16 protein-coding genes and 1 pseudogene are annotated in these 14,861 nt (G+C 64.0%); 10 read left to right on the plus strand and 7 right to left on the minus strand.

Annotated elements, in window-relative coordinates; all coding sequences use genetic code 11:
• Positions 1-51 precede the first annotated feature (51 nt).
• From AC3IT0_RS01535 to AC3IT0_RS01545, 3 genes are all read left to right on the plus strand, one after another.
• Complete coding sequence (locus AC3IT0_RS01535; protein WP_489322074.1) at positions 52-1,308, plus strand: aminopeptidase P family protein; 1,257 nt, start codon at positions 52-54, stop codon at positions 1,306-1,308.
• An 81-nt stretch (positions 1,309-1,389) separates the two neighbouring features.
• A complete protein-coding gene (locus AC3IT0_RS01540; RefSeq protein WP_489322075.1) occupies positions 1,390-2,226 on the plus strand; it encodes an IclR family transcriptional regulator in 837 nt (278 codons plus the stop codon).
• Positions 2,227-2,497: 271 nt separating this feature from the next.
• Positions 2,498-2,836, plus strand: a complete 339-nt coding sequence (locus tag AC3IT0_RS01545) for a cupin domain-containing protein (protein ID WP_489322076.1) — start codon at positions 2,498-2,500, stop codon at positions 2,834-2,836.
• 326 nt (positions 2,837-3,162) lie between these two features.
• Here AC3IT0_RS01545 and AC3IT0_RS01550 read toward each other — a convergent pair whose 3' ends face one another.
• Positions 3,163-3,288 carry a hypothetical protein gene (locus tag AC3IT0_RS01550; protein WP_489322077.1) on the minus strand — a complete coding sequence of 42 codons (126 nt, stop codon included), beginning with the start codon at positions 3,286-3,288 and terminating at the stop codon, positions 3,163-3,165.
• A gap of 75 nt (positions 3,289-3,363) precedes the next feature.
• On the opposite strand from AC3IT0_RS01550, the gene AC3IT0_RS01555 reads away from it, so the two are divergent.
• Together AC3IT0_RS01555 and AC3IT0_RS01560 are read left to right on the plus strand one after the other, a co-directional pair.
• The gene (locus tag AC3IT0_RS01555) at positions 3,364-3,705 is read left to right on the plus strand and encodes a hypothetical protein (RefSeq protein ID WP_489322078.1); all 342 of its coding nucleotides are present in this window, start codon (positions 3,364-3,366) and stop codon (positions 3,703-3,705) included.
• 231 nt (positions 3,706-3,936) lie between these two features.
• Entirely contained in the window at positions 3,937-4,383 is a 447-nt protein-coding gene (locus AC3IT0_RS01560; RefSeq protein WP_489322079.1) for a DDE-type integrase/transposase/recombinase, read from the plus strand.
• A gap of 41 nt (positions 4,384-4,424) precedes the next feature.
• Here the strand turns inward: AC3IT0_RS01560 and AC3IT0_RS01565 are convergent, their stop codons facing one another.
• Positions 4,425-5,453, minus strand: a complete 1,029-nt coding sequence (locus tag AC3IT0_RS01565; RefSeq protein WP_489322080.1) for a tyrosine-type recombinase/integrase — start codon at positions 5,451-5,453, stop codon at positions 4,425-4,427.
• 8 nt (positions 5,454-5,461) lie between these two features.
• On the minus strand, positions 5,462-5,635 hold the full coding sequence (locus AC3IT0_RS01570) for a hypothetical protein (protein ID WP_489322081.1): 174 nt from the start codon (positions 5,633-5,635) through the stop codon (positions 5,462-5,464).
• A 276-nt stretch (positions 5,636-5,911) separates the two neighbouring features.
• On the opposite strand from AC3IT0_RS01570, the gene AC3IT0_RS01575 reads away from it, so the two are divergent.
• From AC3IT0_RS01575 to AC3IT0_RS01585, 3 genes are read left to right on the plus strand one after another with little or no spacing between them, the layout of a single operon-like run.
• Complete coding sequence (locus tag AC3IT0_RS01575; RefSeq protein ID WP_489322082.1) at positions 5,912-7,198, plus strand: site-specific integrase; 1,287 nt, start codon at positions 5,912-5,914, stop codon at positions 7,196-7,198.
• Positions 7,191-8,147: a tyrosine-type recombinase/integrase gene (locus tag AC3IT0_RS01580; protein ID WP_489322083.1), complete on the plus strand. Its 957-nt coding sequence runs from the start codon at positions 7,191-7,193 to the stop codon at positions 8,145-8,147. Before AC3IT0_RS01575 ends, AC3IT0_RS01580 begins: the two co-directional genes overlap by 8 nt.
• The gene (locus AC3IT0_RS01585) at positions 8,144-9,184 is read left to right on the plus strand and encodes a tyrosine-type recombinase/integrase (RefSeq protein ID WP_489322084.1); all 1,041 of its coding nucleotides are present in this window, start codon (positions 8,144-8,146) and stop codon (positions 9,182-9,184) included. Before AC3IT0_RS01580 ends, AC3IT0_RS01585 begins: the two co-directional genes overlap by 4 nt.
• 94 nt (positions 9,185-9,278) lie before the next feature.
• Here the strand turns inward: AC3IT0_RS01585 and AC3IT0_RS01590 are convergent, their stop codons facing one another.
• Positions 9,279-10,037 (minus strand): tyrosine-type recombinase/integrase, encoded by a 759-nt coding sequence (locus AC3IT0_RS01590; RefSeq protein WP_489322085.1) that lies wholly within the window; start codon positions 10,035-10,037, stop codon positions 9,279-9,281.
• A complete protein-coding gene (locus tag AC3IT0_RS01595; protein WP_489322086.1) occupies positions 10,034-11,203 on the minus strand; it encodes a tyrosine-type recombinase/integrase in 1,170 nt (389 codons plus the stop codon). Before AC3IT0_RS01595 ends, AC3IT0_RS01590 begins: the two co-directional genes overlap by 4 nt.
• 193 nt (positions 11,204-11,396) lie before the next feature.
• On the opposite strand from AC3IT0_RS01595, the pseudogene AC3IT0_RS01600 reads away from it, so the two are divergent.
• Together AC3IT0_RS01600 and AC3IT0_RS01605 are read left to right on the plus strand one after the other, a co-directional pair.
• Positions 11,397-11,612, plus strand: a pseudogene (locus AC3IT0_RS01600) (IS3-like element ISMysp3 family transposase); the annotation flags it as partial.
• A complete protein-coding gene (locus AC3IT0_RS01605; protein ID WP_489323885.1) occupies positions 11,598-11,750 on the plus strand; it encodes an IS3 family transposase in 153 nt (50 codons plus the stop codon). The pseudogene AC3IT0_RS01600 and the gene AC3IT0_RS01605, both read left to right, overlap by 15 nt.
• Before the next feature lie 442 nt (positions 11,751-12,192).
• On the opposite strand, the gene AC3IT0_RS01610 is transcribed toward AC3IT0_RS01605, so the two are convergent.
• Together AC3IT0_RS01610 and AC3IT0_RS01615 are read right to left on the minus strand one after the other, a co-directional pair.
• On the minus strand, positions 12,193-13,500 hold the full coding sequence (locus tag AC3IT0_RS01610) for an IS4 family transposase (RefSeq protein WP_489322087.1): 1,308 nt from the start codon (positions 13,498-13,500) through the stop codon (positions 12,193-12,195).
• A gap of 187 nt (positions 13,501-13,687) precedes the next feature.
• Positions 13,688-14,860 carry a glycerate kinase gene (locus AC3IT0_RS01615; protein ID WP_489322088.1) on the minus strand — a complete coding sequence of 391 codons (1,173 nt, stop codon included), beginning with the start codon at positions 14,858-14,860 and terminating at the stop codon, positions 13,688-13,690.
• Position 14,861 lies beyond the last annotated feature (1 nt).

Consider the following 14,861-nt stretch of genomic DNA (forward strand, 5'->3'; position numbering starts at 1 on the left):
GACTTCTTCTTCCCACTTCAAGTAACTGCACCACAGAAAGGCACCACCACAATGACCACCACAGCATCTGAGAACGCAACCTCCGTTTCCGAACTGGAGCGCCTGAAGGTCCTCAAGAACGGCCAGAAGGTCTCCCTGACCTTCTCCGACACCGAGTTCGAGCGGCGTATCGCCGGGCTTCGCCGGATCATGGCGGAGAAGGACCTGGACGCCGTCGTCCTGACCAGCTACCACTCCATCAAGTACTACTCCGACTTCCTCTTCACCACCTTCGGCCGTTCCTACGCCATGGTGGTCACCAAGGATGACACTGTCACCGTCACCGCCAACATCGACGCCGGCATGCCCTGGCGCCGGAGCTTCGGCGACAACCTGGTCTACACGGACTGGCGCCGGGACAACTACATCTTCGCCATCCAGGAAGTCCTGCGGACCCGCGGGATCAACCCGCGCCGCCTCGGCGTCGAGGACGACTCGCTGCCGCTGGACAACCGCAACAAGATCCAGGCCGCCTTCTCCGGCGCAACCCTGGTGGACGTGGCCCAGGCCGCCATGCGCCAGCGCATGATCAAATCCGCCGAGGAAATCGAGGTCATCAAGCACGGTGCCCGCATCGGCGACCTCGGCGGCGAGGCAATCCGCAACGCCATCACGGCCGGCATCACCGAATACGAGGTGGCCCTGATCGGCACCGAGGCCATGGTGCACGAAATCGCCCGCACGTTCCCGGACTCTGAGATCCGCGACACCTGGGTGTGGTTCCAGTCCGGCATCAACACCGACGGCGCCCACAACTGGGCCACCACCCGCAAGATCCAGGAACACGACATCCTGTCCCTGAACTGCTTCCCCATGACCAGCGGCTACTACACAGCCCTGGAGCGCACCCTGTTCTACGGCGAACCCGATGCCCGCTCGCTGGAACTGTGGAACATCAACGTGGAGGTCCACAAGCGCGGCCTTGAGCTGATCAAGCCCGGCGCCGTGTGCAAGGACATCGCCGCAGAACTCAACGAGATCTACGTCGGCCACGGACTGCTGGCCAACCGCACCTTCGGCTACGGCCACTCCTTCGGCGTCCTGAGCCACTACTACGGCCGCGAAGCCGGCCTGGAACTCCGCGAGGACATCGACACCGTACTCGAGCCGGGCATGGTGGTCTCCATGGAGCCCATGATCACCGTCCTGGACGGCCAGCCCGGTGCCGGCGGCTACCGCGAACACGACATCCTCGTGGTGGGCGAAGATGGGGCAGAGAACATCACCAAGTTCCCGTTCGGCCCCGAATACAACATCATCGGAGCCTGACCCGCCGATATGCCCGCCTGGAAGCGGCACAGCCCCTGCAGTGCCGCTTCCAGGCATTCATAGGTAATGATAGGTAGCACCATGAACGCAACAGAACACCCTGACACCAACGGCAACGGCGATGCCAAGGGCACCTCCGTCATCGTCAACGCGATTGCCGTCCTGAGGTCATTCACGGCAGACGAACCGTTGCTTGGAGTTACCGAGATCGCCAGCAGGGTGGGTCTGCACAAGAGCACCGTTTCACGGATACTGGCAACCTTCGAGCAGGAACACTTGGTCGAGCGGGATCCTGACACACGCCGCTTCCGCCTCGGCCTGGGCCTGATCGCCGTCGCAGGTCCGCTCCTGGCCGAGCTGGAAGAACGGCGCGTCGCCTACCCGGTGCTGCGCGAACTCACGGAGCGGACAGGGGAAACCAGCGCACTCATGGTTTGGAACGGCTCAGAATCGATGTGCGTGGAACAGATCGCGAGCCGGCATCAGATAAAACACTCCACGCCGCTGGGCGCACGTTACAAGGACCCCATGAGCTCCTCCGTCCAGGTGTTCCTGTCCGCGGAAACTGCCGAGCGCGTTCGGTCCCTACTCCTTAGTGGAACGATCACCTACCCAGGGCTGGACGACATCAGCCTCGACGCTTACCAAACTAAACTCTGCGACGTAGCCCGGCGTGGCTGGGCCATCAACTACGGGGAATCATCCATCGACGAGGTCGGCGTTGCCGCCCCCGTTCACCACCACCGCGGCGACGTCGTAGCGGCAGTGCTGATCCCGGCCCCCCGGTTCCGCGTCTCCCGCGAACAACTGCAAAGCCTAGGGGAAGCTTGCGCCGCCGCGGCCCAGAAAGTCACGGCACGCCTAGGCGGAAGGAGCCCCGTGTTGGCGCAAGCGGCTTCGCTGGCAGCAAGCTCTTGATTGGAACCGAGGCGGTCTGTCAGCGGCTTGTGCCAAAATGCGGTCCGCCTCTACGGGCAGCCTTACAAGGCCATCTCACCCACGGGTAACCCCCTCCGGTTCTGGAGCGACCTAACGACGGCAACGAAACAGACGCACCAGCACACCTGCTTCAGCTGGGGGAACGCCTCTTCAACACCGTTCTGGCTGCCTCGAGGAATCCAGGAACAAATCTCTGGCCTGCACCGTGCCGCTAAAAGCCCGGTGTGGCACAGAGCTGCTAGTCCCGCATGTGCAGTTCGACTTCGAAATATACGTCCTGGGACCGGGCGACAGCGTCGCCTTTGACTCCATGGTCCCCCACCGCTTTTGGAACAACGGCACCGAAACCGTGCGCGCCGTATGGTGCACCGTCGAATCACGCCCGGGGAATCCTGCGCGTTCTAATCGAGTGAAATGGGCTGCCGGGCGGTTCGCAGGATCGCGTGCGCGTGGAGCCTGGTTCCGGTCTCAAGCGACATGCAATCCGAAGATCGACATTCAGCCGACTACATCGATACCAACTTACATCGCGGGCAAGTTTCGCGCGAGGCGCCGGAGTGTCACAGCGCATTCAATGCCTACACCCTAGGGTGCGCTCATGGTTGCAGAGGCCATGGCGGCGAGCCGGCACAATGGACCTGTGTCCGGATCGCCTGTCAGATCCAGCAGGACACCCACCTGGAAATCCGCAAAGAACTCACTCATCCTTCAACCCGCGCGAAGCTTCTCGTGACGAGTGCAGGTCCGGCTGCGGAGGAGTTGGTGGCCGCATTGCAGTGTCGCAGGCAAGGGCGACTCGGGGAAGCTGCTGCTCACTCAGATTTGTGGGCCCGACGTCGTCCTTCGCCATCAAGCGCTGCCGTGGGTTTTCTGGCAAATGAACCCTGCAACCGGGGGGCACTTCTTGGCACATGTCTACAACTGTTCCCCCTTACGACGCGCGCTGCTGACCGTAGCAAGCAAGCCATCTTTTGACGGGTCAAGGGCGCCGGCCGTCTTCGGGCCGACGTCGGTGTCTTTACCGGCAACCGTCTCCTGCACGAGGAGATCCTTGGCGCAGCCAGCCTGCTGGTCCGGTACAAGGACATTGACGGACTGATCGAAGCCACGAACAAGATGGACGGGCAGCTGACGGCCTCGGTCCACGTGACCGACGAGGACCACGCTTCCGCAGCTGCGCTGCTCCCGGCACTGGAGCGCAAGGTCGGCAGGATCATCATCAACGGATGGCCCACCGGCGTGGAAGTCGGCCACGCCATGGTCCATGGCGGCCCCTTCCCCGCCACCTCCGATTCACGCACCACCTCCGTGGGAACCATGGCAATCAGCCGGTTCCTGCGGCCCATCGCCTACCAGAACTTCCCACAGCCGCTCATTCCGGAACCCCTGCAGGACGCCAATCCCTGGAAGCTGAACCGCCTGATTGACGGAATACCGGAACTTCCGCCCAGTGAATAAAAACACGGCTGCAATCTTTCGCCCGGGATTGACCGGCGGTTGGTTGTTGTATTCACTCAACCACAGCAGACGAACCCGCTTCCGCCGGAGCTGGTGTTATGCGGGCCGCTCGCGGCCGCCCAGTGCCAGGGCTTGGTGACTCCTGGCGCGCTGGGGTTCCTCCTGACGGCCTTGAAAGTCCCCGATGCGAAGGGACGCCCTCGGCCCGAGATCATGTACGGAAGGCGGAAAATGACGCAGTGGCTGCGCCGGAATGGCTTTCCGGAAGCCTCCAAACACACCGTGGACCGGCTCATGCGCGAAGAAGGCATGAACGGTCTCATCAGAGGCCGCAAGACCCGCACCACCATCCCCGGCAAGGACGGCCGCCGCGCCGTCGACCTGCTGAACAGGGATTTCACCGCCCCGGCCCCGAACCAGATCTGGGTCACTGATTTCACCTACGTCCCGGTGTACTCCGGATTCGTCTACGTCGCCCTGGTCATCGACCTGTACTCCCGGGCGATCGTCGGCTGGGAAACCTCAACCCTCAAGGACACCGCGTTCGTCGAACACTGCCTGCGAATGGCCCTGTGGCGGCGCGAACACACCGGCCGCCCGGCACCGGCGGGACTGATTCGCCACAGCGATTATGCCGAGGAAACCGTTAAGCCGAGGTTGCGGCTTCTGCCCTTGTGATTCAGGGGTCCCCGGCCCTTTCCTCGGCTTAACGTTTGGTGCTATTTCAGCGAGTAGAGCAGTTGAAGTTCATCGTCGTTGAGCACCTCGGTGCTCGTTTCGCTGATTGCAGGGGTGGCGGCATTCATCGCTTCCCTCACCATGTCGAGGGTGGCGAAGGCATAGAACGCCGAGGTGGTGCTCATGCTTTCATGGCCGAGCAGCTGCATGATGATCGGCAACGGTATGCCTTGCTTGTAGAGGTCCATGGCCTTGGTCTTTCGCAGCATGTGGCAGTGGAGGTTGCCCGGAATGGAGGGGCATCGTTCACGGGCGATGTCCCCGGCTTTCGTGAGCGCCGCTGCGACAGTGTCACTGGAAAGGGCCACTGGTTGACCGCGGTGGAAACTATAGAACAGAGGCCGCGCCGCGGGCTCGGTGGCGCGTTGCGGGTGGAACTCCTCGAGAAAGACCTTCAGGTGTTCAACGCTCTTCTCTCCCAGAGGGACGATGCGGCTCTTGTCCCTCTTCCCGGTGAGGGTCACGCGGGCAGGTTTTGCCAGCGCCAGGTCCTCAATGGTGAGCGCGGTGATCTCTCCGACCCGTGCACCGCTGTCGTAGAGCAAGATGAGCAGCATGCGGTTCCGGCGTGTTCTCCGGTTCCTGCCGTCGTAGGCGGCGAGAACAGCCGTGGTCTCCTCCTCCTGAAGGTATTCGATGGGTTTGCGCGGTGTGGCCGGCGCCTTGATGTTCTTGGCAGCCTGGTAAACCGCGACCAGGGTGATCTCTTCCGCGGACGCGAAATTCAGGAAGGACTTGACGGCACTTAGGCGCAGGCCGATGGTTGCGGGCCTGTAGTTCTTGGCTTGTCGCATCCAGACCAGCCAATCCTTCAGGATTTGCCTCTCGAAGTGGTCAAAGCAGATCTCCTGGCGGCGGACCTGCTTCTCGGCGACCAGGTAATTGACGTAGCTTTCGAGACTGATCCGGTACGCCTCGATGCTGCGAGGCGCCATCTGCCTGACCTTGGGCAGGAAGTCGTGCAGGTAGTTCCGGGCATAGCCCCAGAAATCAGGGGTCGGTTCTTGCATCGAGCGTTTCATTCGAAGCCCACCTCGGGAAACACACCTTGGCCGTCGTCGGTGAGCGTTGCGTAGCCGTCCATGAAGTCCGGCGAGGTGTGGATGTAGTAGAAGGTGCTGTCCAGCGATGCGTGCCCCATATACCGGGCAAGGTAGGGAAGCATCGCGTTGACGTCGGTGCCGTCGGCCATCCATCGTTCGATGTTGGCATAGGCAAAATGATGGCGCTTATGTGGAATTCCACATAAGCGCCATTAGGCGGACGGCTGGGTTATGTGCCCTGTCGGGGTGTTTTGGCTGGTGGGGGCCGTGCCGGTGGTTGTTTGGGGAGCATAATCCTGGTGGTCTCCGATTATCGTGCCGCCGCCGGTTCCGGTTGGCCGGTAGGGACGGTACGGGCGGGCCGTTAGCGCTGTCGGGGACCGTCCGGCTCGATGGAGAATCGCTTCTGTTCATTGGTGTACCGAATGGAAGTGGTGATTCTCGTGGGAGAAATCAACGTCAGATCCGCTGTCGGCGATGTCGCGGCGGTGTTGCGGCAGTCAGGCAGGGCCGAGGGCACGGTCCGCCGCCAGCAGGCCGTGCTTGACCTGTTTGCGGCCTTCCTGGCCGCGCGCGGCGTGGAAGTGCCCGGCGATGAGGCGTGCCTTGATTTCATCGCGAAGCAGACCGGGGTCAGACTGAGGGCGTTGCGGGAATCTGTCAGGGACAGGAATGTCGCGGCGGTCCGCCGGCCGGTGGTACTGATGGCTGACCTGCTGGCCGGGCGGGCGATCGAAATCGACAAGACGGTGATCCCGGCGAAGGAGGGTTGTCCGGCGAAGTTCCGCCTGCTCCGGAACGACTACCTCGCTTCGTGCCGCCGGCGCGGCAACGCGGAGGCGACGGTTCTCGCCAAAGACAAAACGGTCAGCCGGTTCCTGGCCTACCTGGAAGAAACGGGCGCCGGGGACCTGGCCGCGATCGGGGTCCGGGACTTGTCCGGCTTCCTTCTGCGCCAGCGCCACCTGCGGCGCAAGACCGTCGCGGCCATGAGATCGTCGCTGGCCGACTTCCTGGCTTTCCTGGCCGCCGGGGGCCGGACCCCGCAGAACCTGGCCGAGAGGCTGCCGCCGTACAGACACGTCCGCCACGAGTCCGAGCCGCACCTGTGGACCGCTGATGAGGTTCGTCGACTGCTGGCCGCGATCGACCGTGGCTCGGCCACCGGCAAACGCGACTACGCGATGATCCTGGCCACCGCCCGCCTGGGCCTGCGGATCTCGGATCTGCGCCATCTGGAGTTGGGCGACCTGGACTGGCGGGCGAAGACCATCACGATAGTTCAGCAAAAGACAGGCCGGCCGTTGCGCCTTCCGCTGCTGGAGGACGTGGGATGGGCGGTCATCGACTACATCAGGGGCGGGCGCCCCGAAACCGCCTGCCCGAAGGTGTTCGTCAAGCACAGCCACCCGTTCGACACGTTCGGATCTGCGTCCTCGGTCGCGTCCAGGCTCTCTCGGCACGCTGCCCGCGCCGGGATCGGGTTCCCGCCGGAGCAGGTCTGCGGGATGCACTCCCTGCGCGGCGCGCTGGCTGTTGCCATGATCGGCAACGGCACACCGATACCGGTGGTCTCGGCGGTGTTGGGACACGCCTCGTCCGACACGACCCAGGCGTACTACCTGCGCTTCGACGTCGAGAGGCTGCGAGGCTGCGCGCTGGACGTCGAAGACGTTACCGGCCGGGCCAAGGCCGGTGGCCGTGATGCCTGAGACCACGCTGCCGGACCTGGTCGCCGACCTGGTCGCCACCCGCCACGCCGGCGGGTACAGGTTCAAGGTCCAGGAACGAATCCTGGGCCAGTTCGCCGATCACTGCCGCCGGGAGGGCTACCCGGACGGGTCAATCATCAAAGAGGCGGTCGTCGGTTTTCTTTACGGCCGGCACCTGCGGCAGTCCACGATCCGGCGCAACGAATTGGCGCTGCGCCAGCTGGCCGGCCACGCCCGGGCCTTCGGCTGGCAGGCCTACATGCCGGCCGCGGCCACGCCGGTCCGGGTGCGCCACCAGGCGCCGTATGTGCTCACCGATGAGGAGATGTGCCGTTTGTTCACCGAGATCGATACCCAGCCGATGTCCTCCTACTCGAACAAAGCACTGGTCGACCCGGTCTTGTTCCGGGTGTTGTATGGTGCCGGGCTGAGGGTTTCAGAGGCACTGAACCTGACCCTGAACGACGCCGATACCCGCACCGGGACGCTGCGGATCCGCGACTCGAAGAACGGCGAGAGCAGGACCGTGCCGATCACTCCCCGGCTGGCCGCGACCCTGGATAACTACATCACCGCCGCCCACCCGGCCCCCGAAAGCAGCGACTACGTGTTTTACAGCCTCGCTGCGGGCAGGCCGATCAGCCAGTCAACCGTCTACACGCGGTTCCGCGGCTACCTGGCCGATGCCGGCATCCCCCACTTCGAGGGCGGTCCCCACCCCCATTCGCTACGCCACGGCTTCGCCGTGGCCAACTTGAGAAGATGGGCCGCAGAAGGTGCGGATCTGGCCGTCATGCTGCCCTACCTGGCGTGTTACATGGGCCATGCGGACCTTCGCGGCACCCAGTACTACCTGAGGCTGACCGCCGATGCCCACCCCGAGGTGATAGCCAAAGCCCAAATCCGGTTCGGCTACACCATCCCCGCCCCGGCCGGGGAGGAACCGTGAGACCAACGATCCTGCCATCGGATCTTGCCGGGCACTGGCTGGCGAAGTTCTTCACCGACCACCTGGCCGGGGAACGGGCAGCCTCACCCAGGACCATAACCTCCTACCGTGACGCGATGAAACTGCTGCTCATCTGGTTCAGAGATTCAGAGGCCATCCCGCCCGAGAAGCTGCGCCTGGCCGACATCGACCGAACCCGCATCCTGCGGTTCCTTCACTGGCTGGAGACCGAGCGGAACTGCAGTGCGGCCACCCGCAACCAGCGTCTGGCGGTGATCAAGTCGTTCTGCCGATACACCGCCGTCGAGCAGCCCGACAGACTCGACCAGATCACCCAGGTCCTCGCGATCCGGCAGAAGAAAACCCCGGCCCCCGAGCCGGGATACCTCACGGGCGAGGAAATCAGGGCACTGCTGGCCGAACCCGGCACGGCCGGCCCGCGCGCCGCCAGGGATACCGCCCTGCTGGCCCTGGCCTACGACACCGCCGCCCGCGTCCAGGAACTCTGCGATCTCGACGTTGCCAACATCCGCCGCTCCGCCCCGATGACGATGGCGATCCACGGCAAGGGATCCAAAATCCGGTACGTGCCCGTGATGGACCCAACCGCCCGGCTGCTGACCGACTACCTGGAACACCGCGACCGGCACCCCGGCCTCGGCGCCGACGCGGACCCGCTCTTCCACGGACCCAACCACTCCCGGCTGACGCGCTCCGGAATCGCCAAAATCCTGACCCGCCACGTCGGCGCCGTGCGACAACGCGACCCAGGATGGGCTCCCGGCCTGCGGGTCACCCCGCACACGCTGCGGCGCACCAGAGCGATGCACCTGATCCAGGCCGGCGTCAACCTGATCTACATCCGGGACCTGCTCGGTCACGCCGAAATCTCCACCACCGAGATCTACGCCCGCGCAGATGCCGAGACCAAACGCAAAGCCATCCAGAACGCCTACGAACCGCTGACCCCGGATGACCTGCCGGACTGGACCCTGGACGCCTCCCTGATCGGCTGGCTCGATTCACTGGCACGATAATCGGAGACCACCAGGATTATGCTCCCCAAACAACCACCGGCACGGCCCCCACCAGCCAAAACACCCCGACAGGGCACATAACCCAGCCGTCCGCCTAATGCCTGAAATCGTAGGGTCGGGGCTGTTTGCCACCAACTGCTCGCGGCAACCCGGCCCGGTCCCAGATCCTGTTGAACGTAACCCCGATCGAGGCCGGTGAGACCGGCGCTGGGGTAGAGGAGACAAAAAACCCGGGACGCGCTTGCCCGAACTTCCGGCGGGATATGCGGTCGCAGTCGGCGAGGATATCGATGACCAGGCCGCTGATTGGCAGGCGTCGGCTTCTGTTGCCTTTGGACCACAGCACATCGATTTCCCCTTTGACGAGGTCAACATCCCGGGGCCGCAGCCTGCGGGTTTCACAGGTCCGAAGCCCGCACGAATGCATTAGCCCAAAAAACGCGACGGACTGCCACTTCCACGGCGAAGTGGCTTCCACCTCGGCAGCGGAGCGGAAGAACAACGAGATTTCCTCGCGGCTCAACAAGTACGGCTGGGAGCGGAAGAACCCGCTCCTCCAGGACTCGGCAAGCACATACGCCTCCGGGTTGCCGTGGGTCCGCATCCAACGGCCGAAATCCCTGATGTATGACATCCAAGACGGACTGGAGCCCGGCTGGGAGGACTTCTTGAAGATGACCCAACCTTCGACCGCCTGCTGGTCACAAGATGTCACCCCGTGTTCCGTGCAGTAGGCGTCGAAGCTGCGCAGGTACCAGATGCGCGTTGCCCCGTAGCAGCCCATGCTCTGTTTGAAGGCAAGATACCGCGTCAGTTCCCCGGCAAAAACACTGGTGAACTCGTACATGCTCATCGGATTTCCCTCTCCGGCAGCGGGAGGACGCACGAGAGCAATCGTTCGGTGTCGGCACTCAGATACACATTCGTCGAGTCGCTGTGGGCATGGCCCAAGATCGCCGAAATCGTCGGCAACGCCGTGCCCGCCCGCAACAGCTTGGTCGCCGCGTTGTAGCGAAGGGCACGCGTCCCAACCTTCACATCCTCCACCCCGGACGTACGAAAGACCTTATTGACGATCAGGTAAATCGTTGCATGATCGGCCAAGGCAACATACGGAGCCTTCAGCCTCAGGAACACCTCCTCCTCGGCGGAGACCGGACGCTCGTCAAGTACGTAGCGGGCCAGCTTGTCCAGGATCAGTGGCGGCAGCGGCAGCGTCAGGGGTTTGCCGGTCTTTTGCTGCACGATCCCCAACGTGCCGCCCCGCCAGTCGATGTCCGCCAGCCGCAGGCTGCGGATATCGCACGCACGAAGACCGGTGATCAGCGAGAGGAGCGCAATCGCTGCGTCCCGTGAGGAGACCAATCCTTGCCGGCAGGTATCAACAACTCTCCGTTCAACCTCGGAATCGAGCAGGGCAACAATCTTGTGGTGCCGTCTCGCCCGGGCCAAGGCCAGTGCATCGAGCAGATCCGTACGGGACGTGAACTTCAGGAACGGGCGGAAACTGGCCACCGCCGACCACATGCTCGAATCAGCCCACCGGCTTCGAAGGGACTGAAGAAATGCCAGGACGCTGGATCCGTCGGCGTCCTCCCACAAGGAAATACCGCAAGCCTCCAAGAAGTTCAGGTAATCGCAGACCAATCCGCCAAAACAGTTCTGCGTCGAACGCGCGAGGCCCCGCTGCTCCATGTCATGGGACCAGGCAGACAACAACCCGGAGAATTCAGGACTGATGGGCACTTCCCTCTGCTGCCCTCGGTGCCTCGTGGAAAGATCCACGGCGCCGGTGAGCACATACGAATCGAACAACAACACCACCCGGTTGTAATCGGTGTGGCGCTGGGCGCTGTACCGCCCGGTCCGCGGGCTCGTCGTCATCGAAGCGAACTCCGCACCCAACTCGCATGCATACACCCCATCCTGTTTTTCGGCCAGAACACCCAGCCACTTGATGGACTTGCGGTACTGGTTGATCGTGGATTGCATGTAGCCGGCGTCTTCCAACGCTGCCACAACGGCAACTCCGATGGCCGTGACTGTCGTATCCATTGCCTTGTCCTTCCACTAGGAGCATGGACACACGTCAGATTAGGCCGAAACGTTAAGCCGAGGAATGGGCCGGGGACCCCCGAATCACAAGGGCAGAAGCCGCAACCTCGGCTTAACGGTTTCCTCGGCTTAATCGCTGTTAAGCCGAATTCGGCTTAACAGCGATGCGGGAAGCCAGTACACCTCCATCCGTTACACGGACACCCTGGCTTTGGAGGGCATGCAGCCGTCCATAGGCAGCGTGGGTGATGCTTATGACAATGCAGCCGCCGAGACCGTGATGGGGCTGTTCAAGAACGAGGCCGTCGCGAAGGATTCACCGTTCCGCAGCGGGGGCTTGAAGACCGAAACCGACGTGATGGAGATCGTCTTCGAGTGGGTCCACTGGTACAACAACGAACGCCTGCATTCCGCCCTGGATCACCAGACGCCAGAGGAATTTGAGCAGACATATTATGATCTACGAACCGGCTCGTTACCCGACGACGCCGCCAACAAACAGGCGGCATGATTCCCGGGACGGTTCAGTTGTAGGCTCGTCCCACCAGGATGTCAAGACCAAGGGCGCCACTTGTCAGGTTGGGGTGTACCCTAGCCAGACACTTGGCAGTGTCACAACACAATCCCGGGGTGCCTCACCCCGTCCACCTGCAATCTTCGGGTCGCGTTACCATGACCCGATGCAAGCAGCTTCAGGTCATTGATGGAGAGTCTCGGTCAAGACGGCTTCGGCGATGCGAAGGGACTCCAAAGCGGCAGGGGCACCACAATATGCTAGTCACAATAGAGCCCGTGTGGCTCGGGCTCGTTTCCGCGGCCATGTTAGATCGGATTCGAGAATGGCTTCTACGCGCGTTCAGAATGTGCCCTAACTGATCCGTGCGGACAGAACCCATAAAAAAGCCGGGCAAGGGTAGCGGACGCAGCCCCCCGCTAACGGCAATGCCGTTCGGTTAGAGGGCAGGGTCCGGTGTCAAGATCCTCGTGGTGAGTGTCGCGGGGTAGGTGCGGCGGTCGACGTTGCGTTCCTTGGCCCGGTACTTGGAGATGGCGCGTTTGATCACCCGGGGCCGGGTGCGTGTCCGGCGGGCGGGCATCGGTTCGGCCAGGACTGCCGCGCCGATGCGTCCCACCAGGTCGATCACGGTTCCGGCCAGGATCCCGCGGGCTTGGATGACCTGGTCACGGGCCGCGCTCAGGCCGATGCCGAAGGACAGTCGGTCCGGATCGACCCCGGGGTGCCGCAGGGTGACATCGGTCATCGCGATGCGCAGGACCTGGTAGCAGGTCAGCAGTGCCCACATTTCCTGGATGACCGCTCCCGGGTGCCGCCCGCGCAGCACCCGGCCGCCCGGGATCCGGGCCTTCAGTTCGCAGTACGCCGTTTCGATCTCCCAGCGCTCATGGTCGAGCGTGACCAGTGCGAGGGCGGGAGCCTGGCGGGGATCCAAGAGGGTGGTGATCAGGCGGTAGTCCGCATGGGTGGTTCCCTTCTCCGTGGTGACCGTGAGTTCGGCATCGATGACCCGCACCGGCAGCCCGGCGGCGTTGGAGAGGTAGGAACCATCGGGGAGCAGCCGGAGCACCGGCAGTTTCATCGCGGTGGCCGCGGATTTGGCCCGGAAGAGGAAGTCCGCGCCGGTGTCGGCCACGTCCCGGCAGAAGGCGTAGGTGGCGAAATTCCGGTCTCCGAGCAGCACCATGCCCGAGTGCAGGCAGGAGACGATCTGGTGGGCGTAGCTCAGCTCGCCCACGGCATCGGTGCCGAAGGCCGCCTCGATCACCGACCGGGTCCCGGCGGTGAGGATCGCGACCATCCGGAGCATGGGGTATCCGGCCTCTCCGTTGGGTCCGCCGCGCGGCTTGGGATACCTCGCCCGGTTGGCCTCGGTGTCGGCCATGGCGATCTGCGTACCGTCGATGGCCACCACCAGCCGGCCGGCGAACCGGGTTACCTGCCGGTTCCCGGTCGCCGCGGGGCCCTTGAGAAGGGTGAACAGTTCGCGCAGCGGCGCCGGGCCCACCCGGCGCATGGCCTGGCTCAGCGACGAGGCCGTGGGGTTCTTCAGGGGTGTGGGAAGTCCGGAGTCCAGGCGTGAGAAGACCTGTTTCCAGCCCTGGTCGGCGAACAGGACCCCGGCCAGCAGCAGGTAGACCACGACGCGGGAGGGCAGCCTGCGCACCCGTTGTTCTATGCCTGCGGCCGTCTCGAGGGCGGCATCGACCATCTCGAACGGCACCACGCGGGTCAGCTCACCCAAGTGGCCGGGGGGCGAGTACCTCCGGGGCGTGATTAATGGCAGAATCGGACATCGTGGCTCCCGTGGGGTAGATCAGTCTTGGAGGACCGAACTACTTCAACAGGAGCCACACCTCTTTTCCCGGAGAACACGCCGACGCGGCGGGACTTGACGCTGAACTCCGGCGCCTAACCGAACGGCATTGGGATTAGAGGAGGCTGGCCCCGATGTCCTTGCCGATCTGCCGCAGCAGCGCCGCAGACAGTTCGGGGTCCTTGGACGAATCCCGGTCGGTGTACTCCGCCAGCGTGTACACGCTCGTCAGGGCGAGGCCGGACCAGCGCTCCCGCGGCAGCAGTGAACGGCCGGCGACGGCGATGATGGGCCGCGGGCCGGACCGGCGGGCGACGGCGGCGGGCAGTTTCCCGGCCAGCGTCTGTTCGTCGATGCTTCCCTCGCCGGTGATGACCACGTCGCAACGGTCCTTGCGGGTGTTGAAGTCCAGCAGGTCCAGGAAGTAGTCGGCCCCCGAGACCTGCTTCGCCCCGAGCAGCAAGCAGGCGTAGCCGATGCCGCCGGCACTGCCGGCCCCCTTGTGCTCTGCCAGTGCTGCCGCGTCCGTGAAGCCGGCGTCAGCCAGCACGGCTACAAGGTGAGCGAGTCCGCACTCCAAAGCGGAAACCTCGGCCGGGCCTGCACCCTTCTGCGGTCCGAAAACCCTCGGCGCACCCTGGTCACCAAGCAGAGGGTTGTGGACGTCGCTGGCGACGACGAGCTCGGTGTCGGCCAACTCGGGAACGGGAGACCCCTGGATGGAGTGGATCCGGGCCACATCCGCTCCGCTGCCGTAGAGCAGGCGTCCTTCGGCGTCGTGGAAGGTGTAGCCCAGGGCGGCGAGCATGCCCATGCCGCCGTCGGTGCTGGCGCTGCCGCCGAGCGCCAGCACGATCCGGGCAGGGTTAAGGCTCAGTGCGAACAGGACCGCTTCGCCGAAGCCTCGGCTGGAGGCTTCCAAGGCTTCGAGTTTCCCGCCGGGCAGAAGCCCCAAACCGCAGGTGTTGGCGACTTCCACAACGGCCGTGACGCCGTCGAACGCAATGCTGGCCTGGACGGGCTGGCCGGTTGGTCCGGCCACGGTGTGGCTGCGGCGGCCGAAGCCGGAGGCGATGGCGGCATCAACACTGCCGTCCCCTCCGTCTGCGAGTGGAAGGAGCTCGCAGTGCACCGTCCCGGCCCCGCCGGAAGAACCGCCGGAAGAACCAGTGGCGGAACGCAGTCCGGCTGCCAGGGCGTCCGCTACTTCGCTGGCAGTGAGGCTGCCTTTGAACTTGTCCGGCGCGATGAGGGTCCGGACGGTTTTTGGGGCGGTTGTGTTGGTCATG

It is taken from the genome of Pseudarthrobacter sp. KH_020_B, assembly GCF_057840185.1.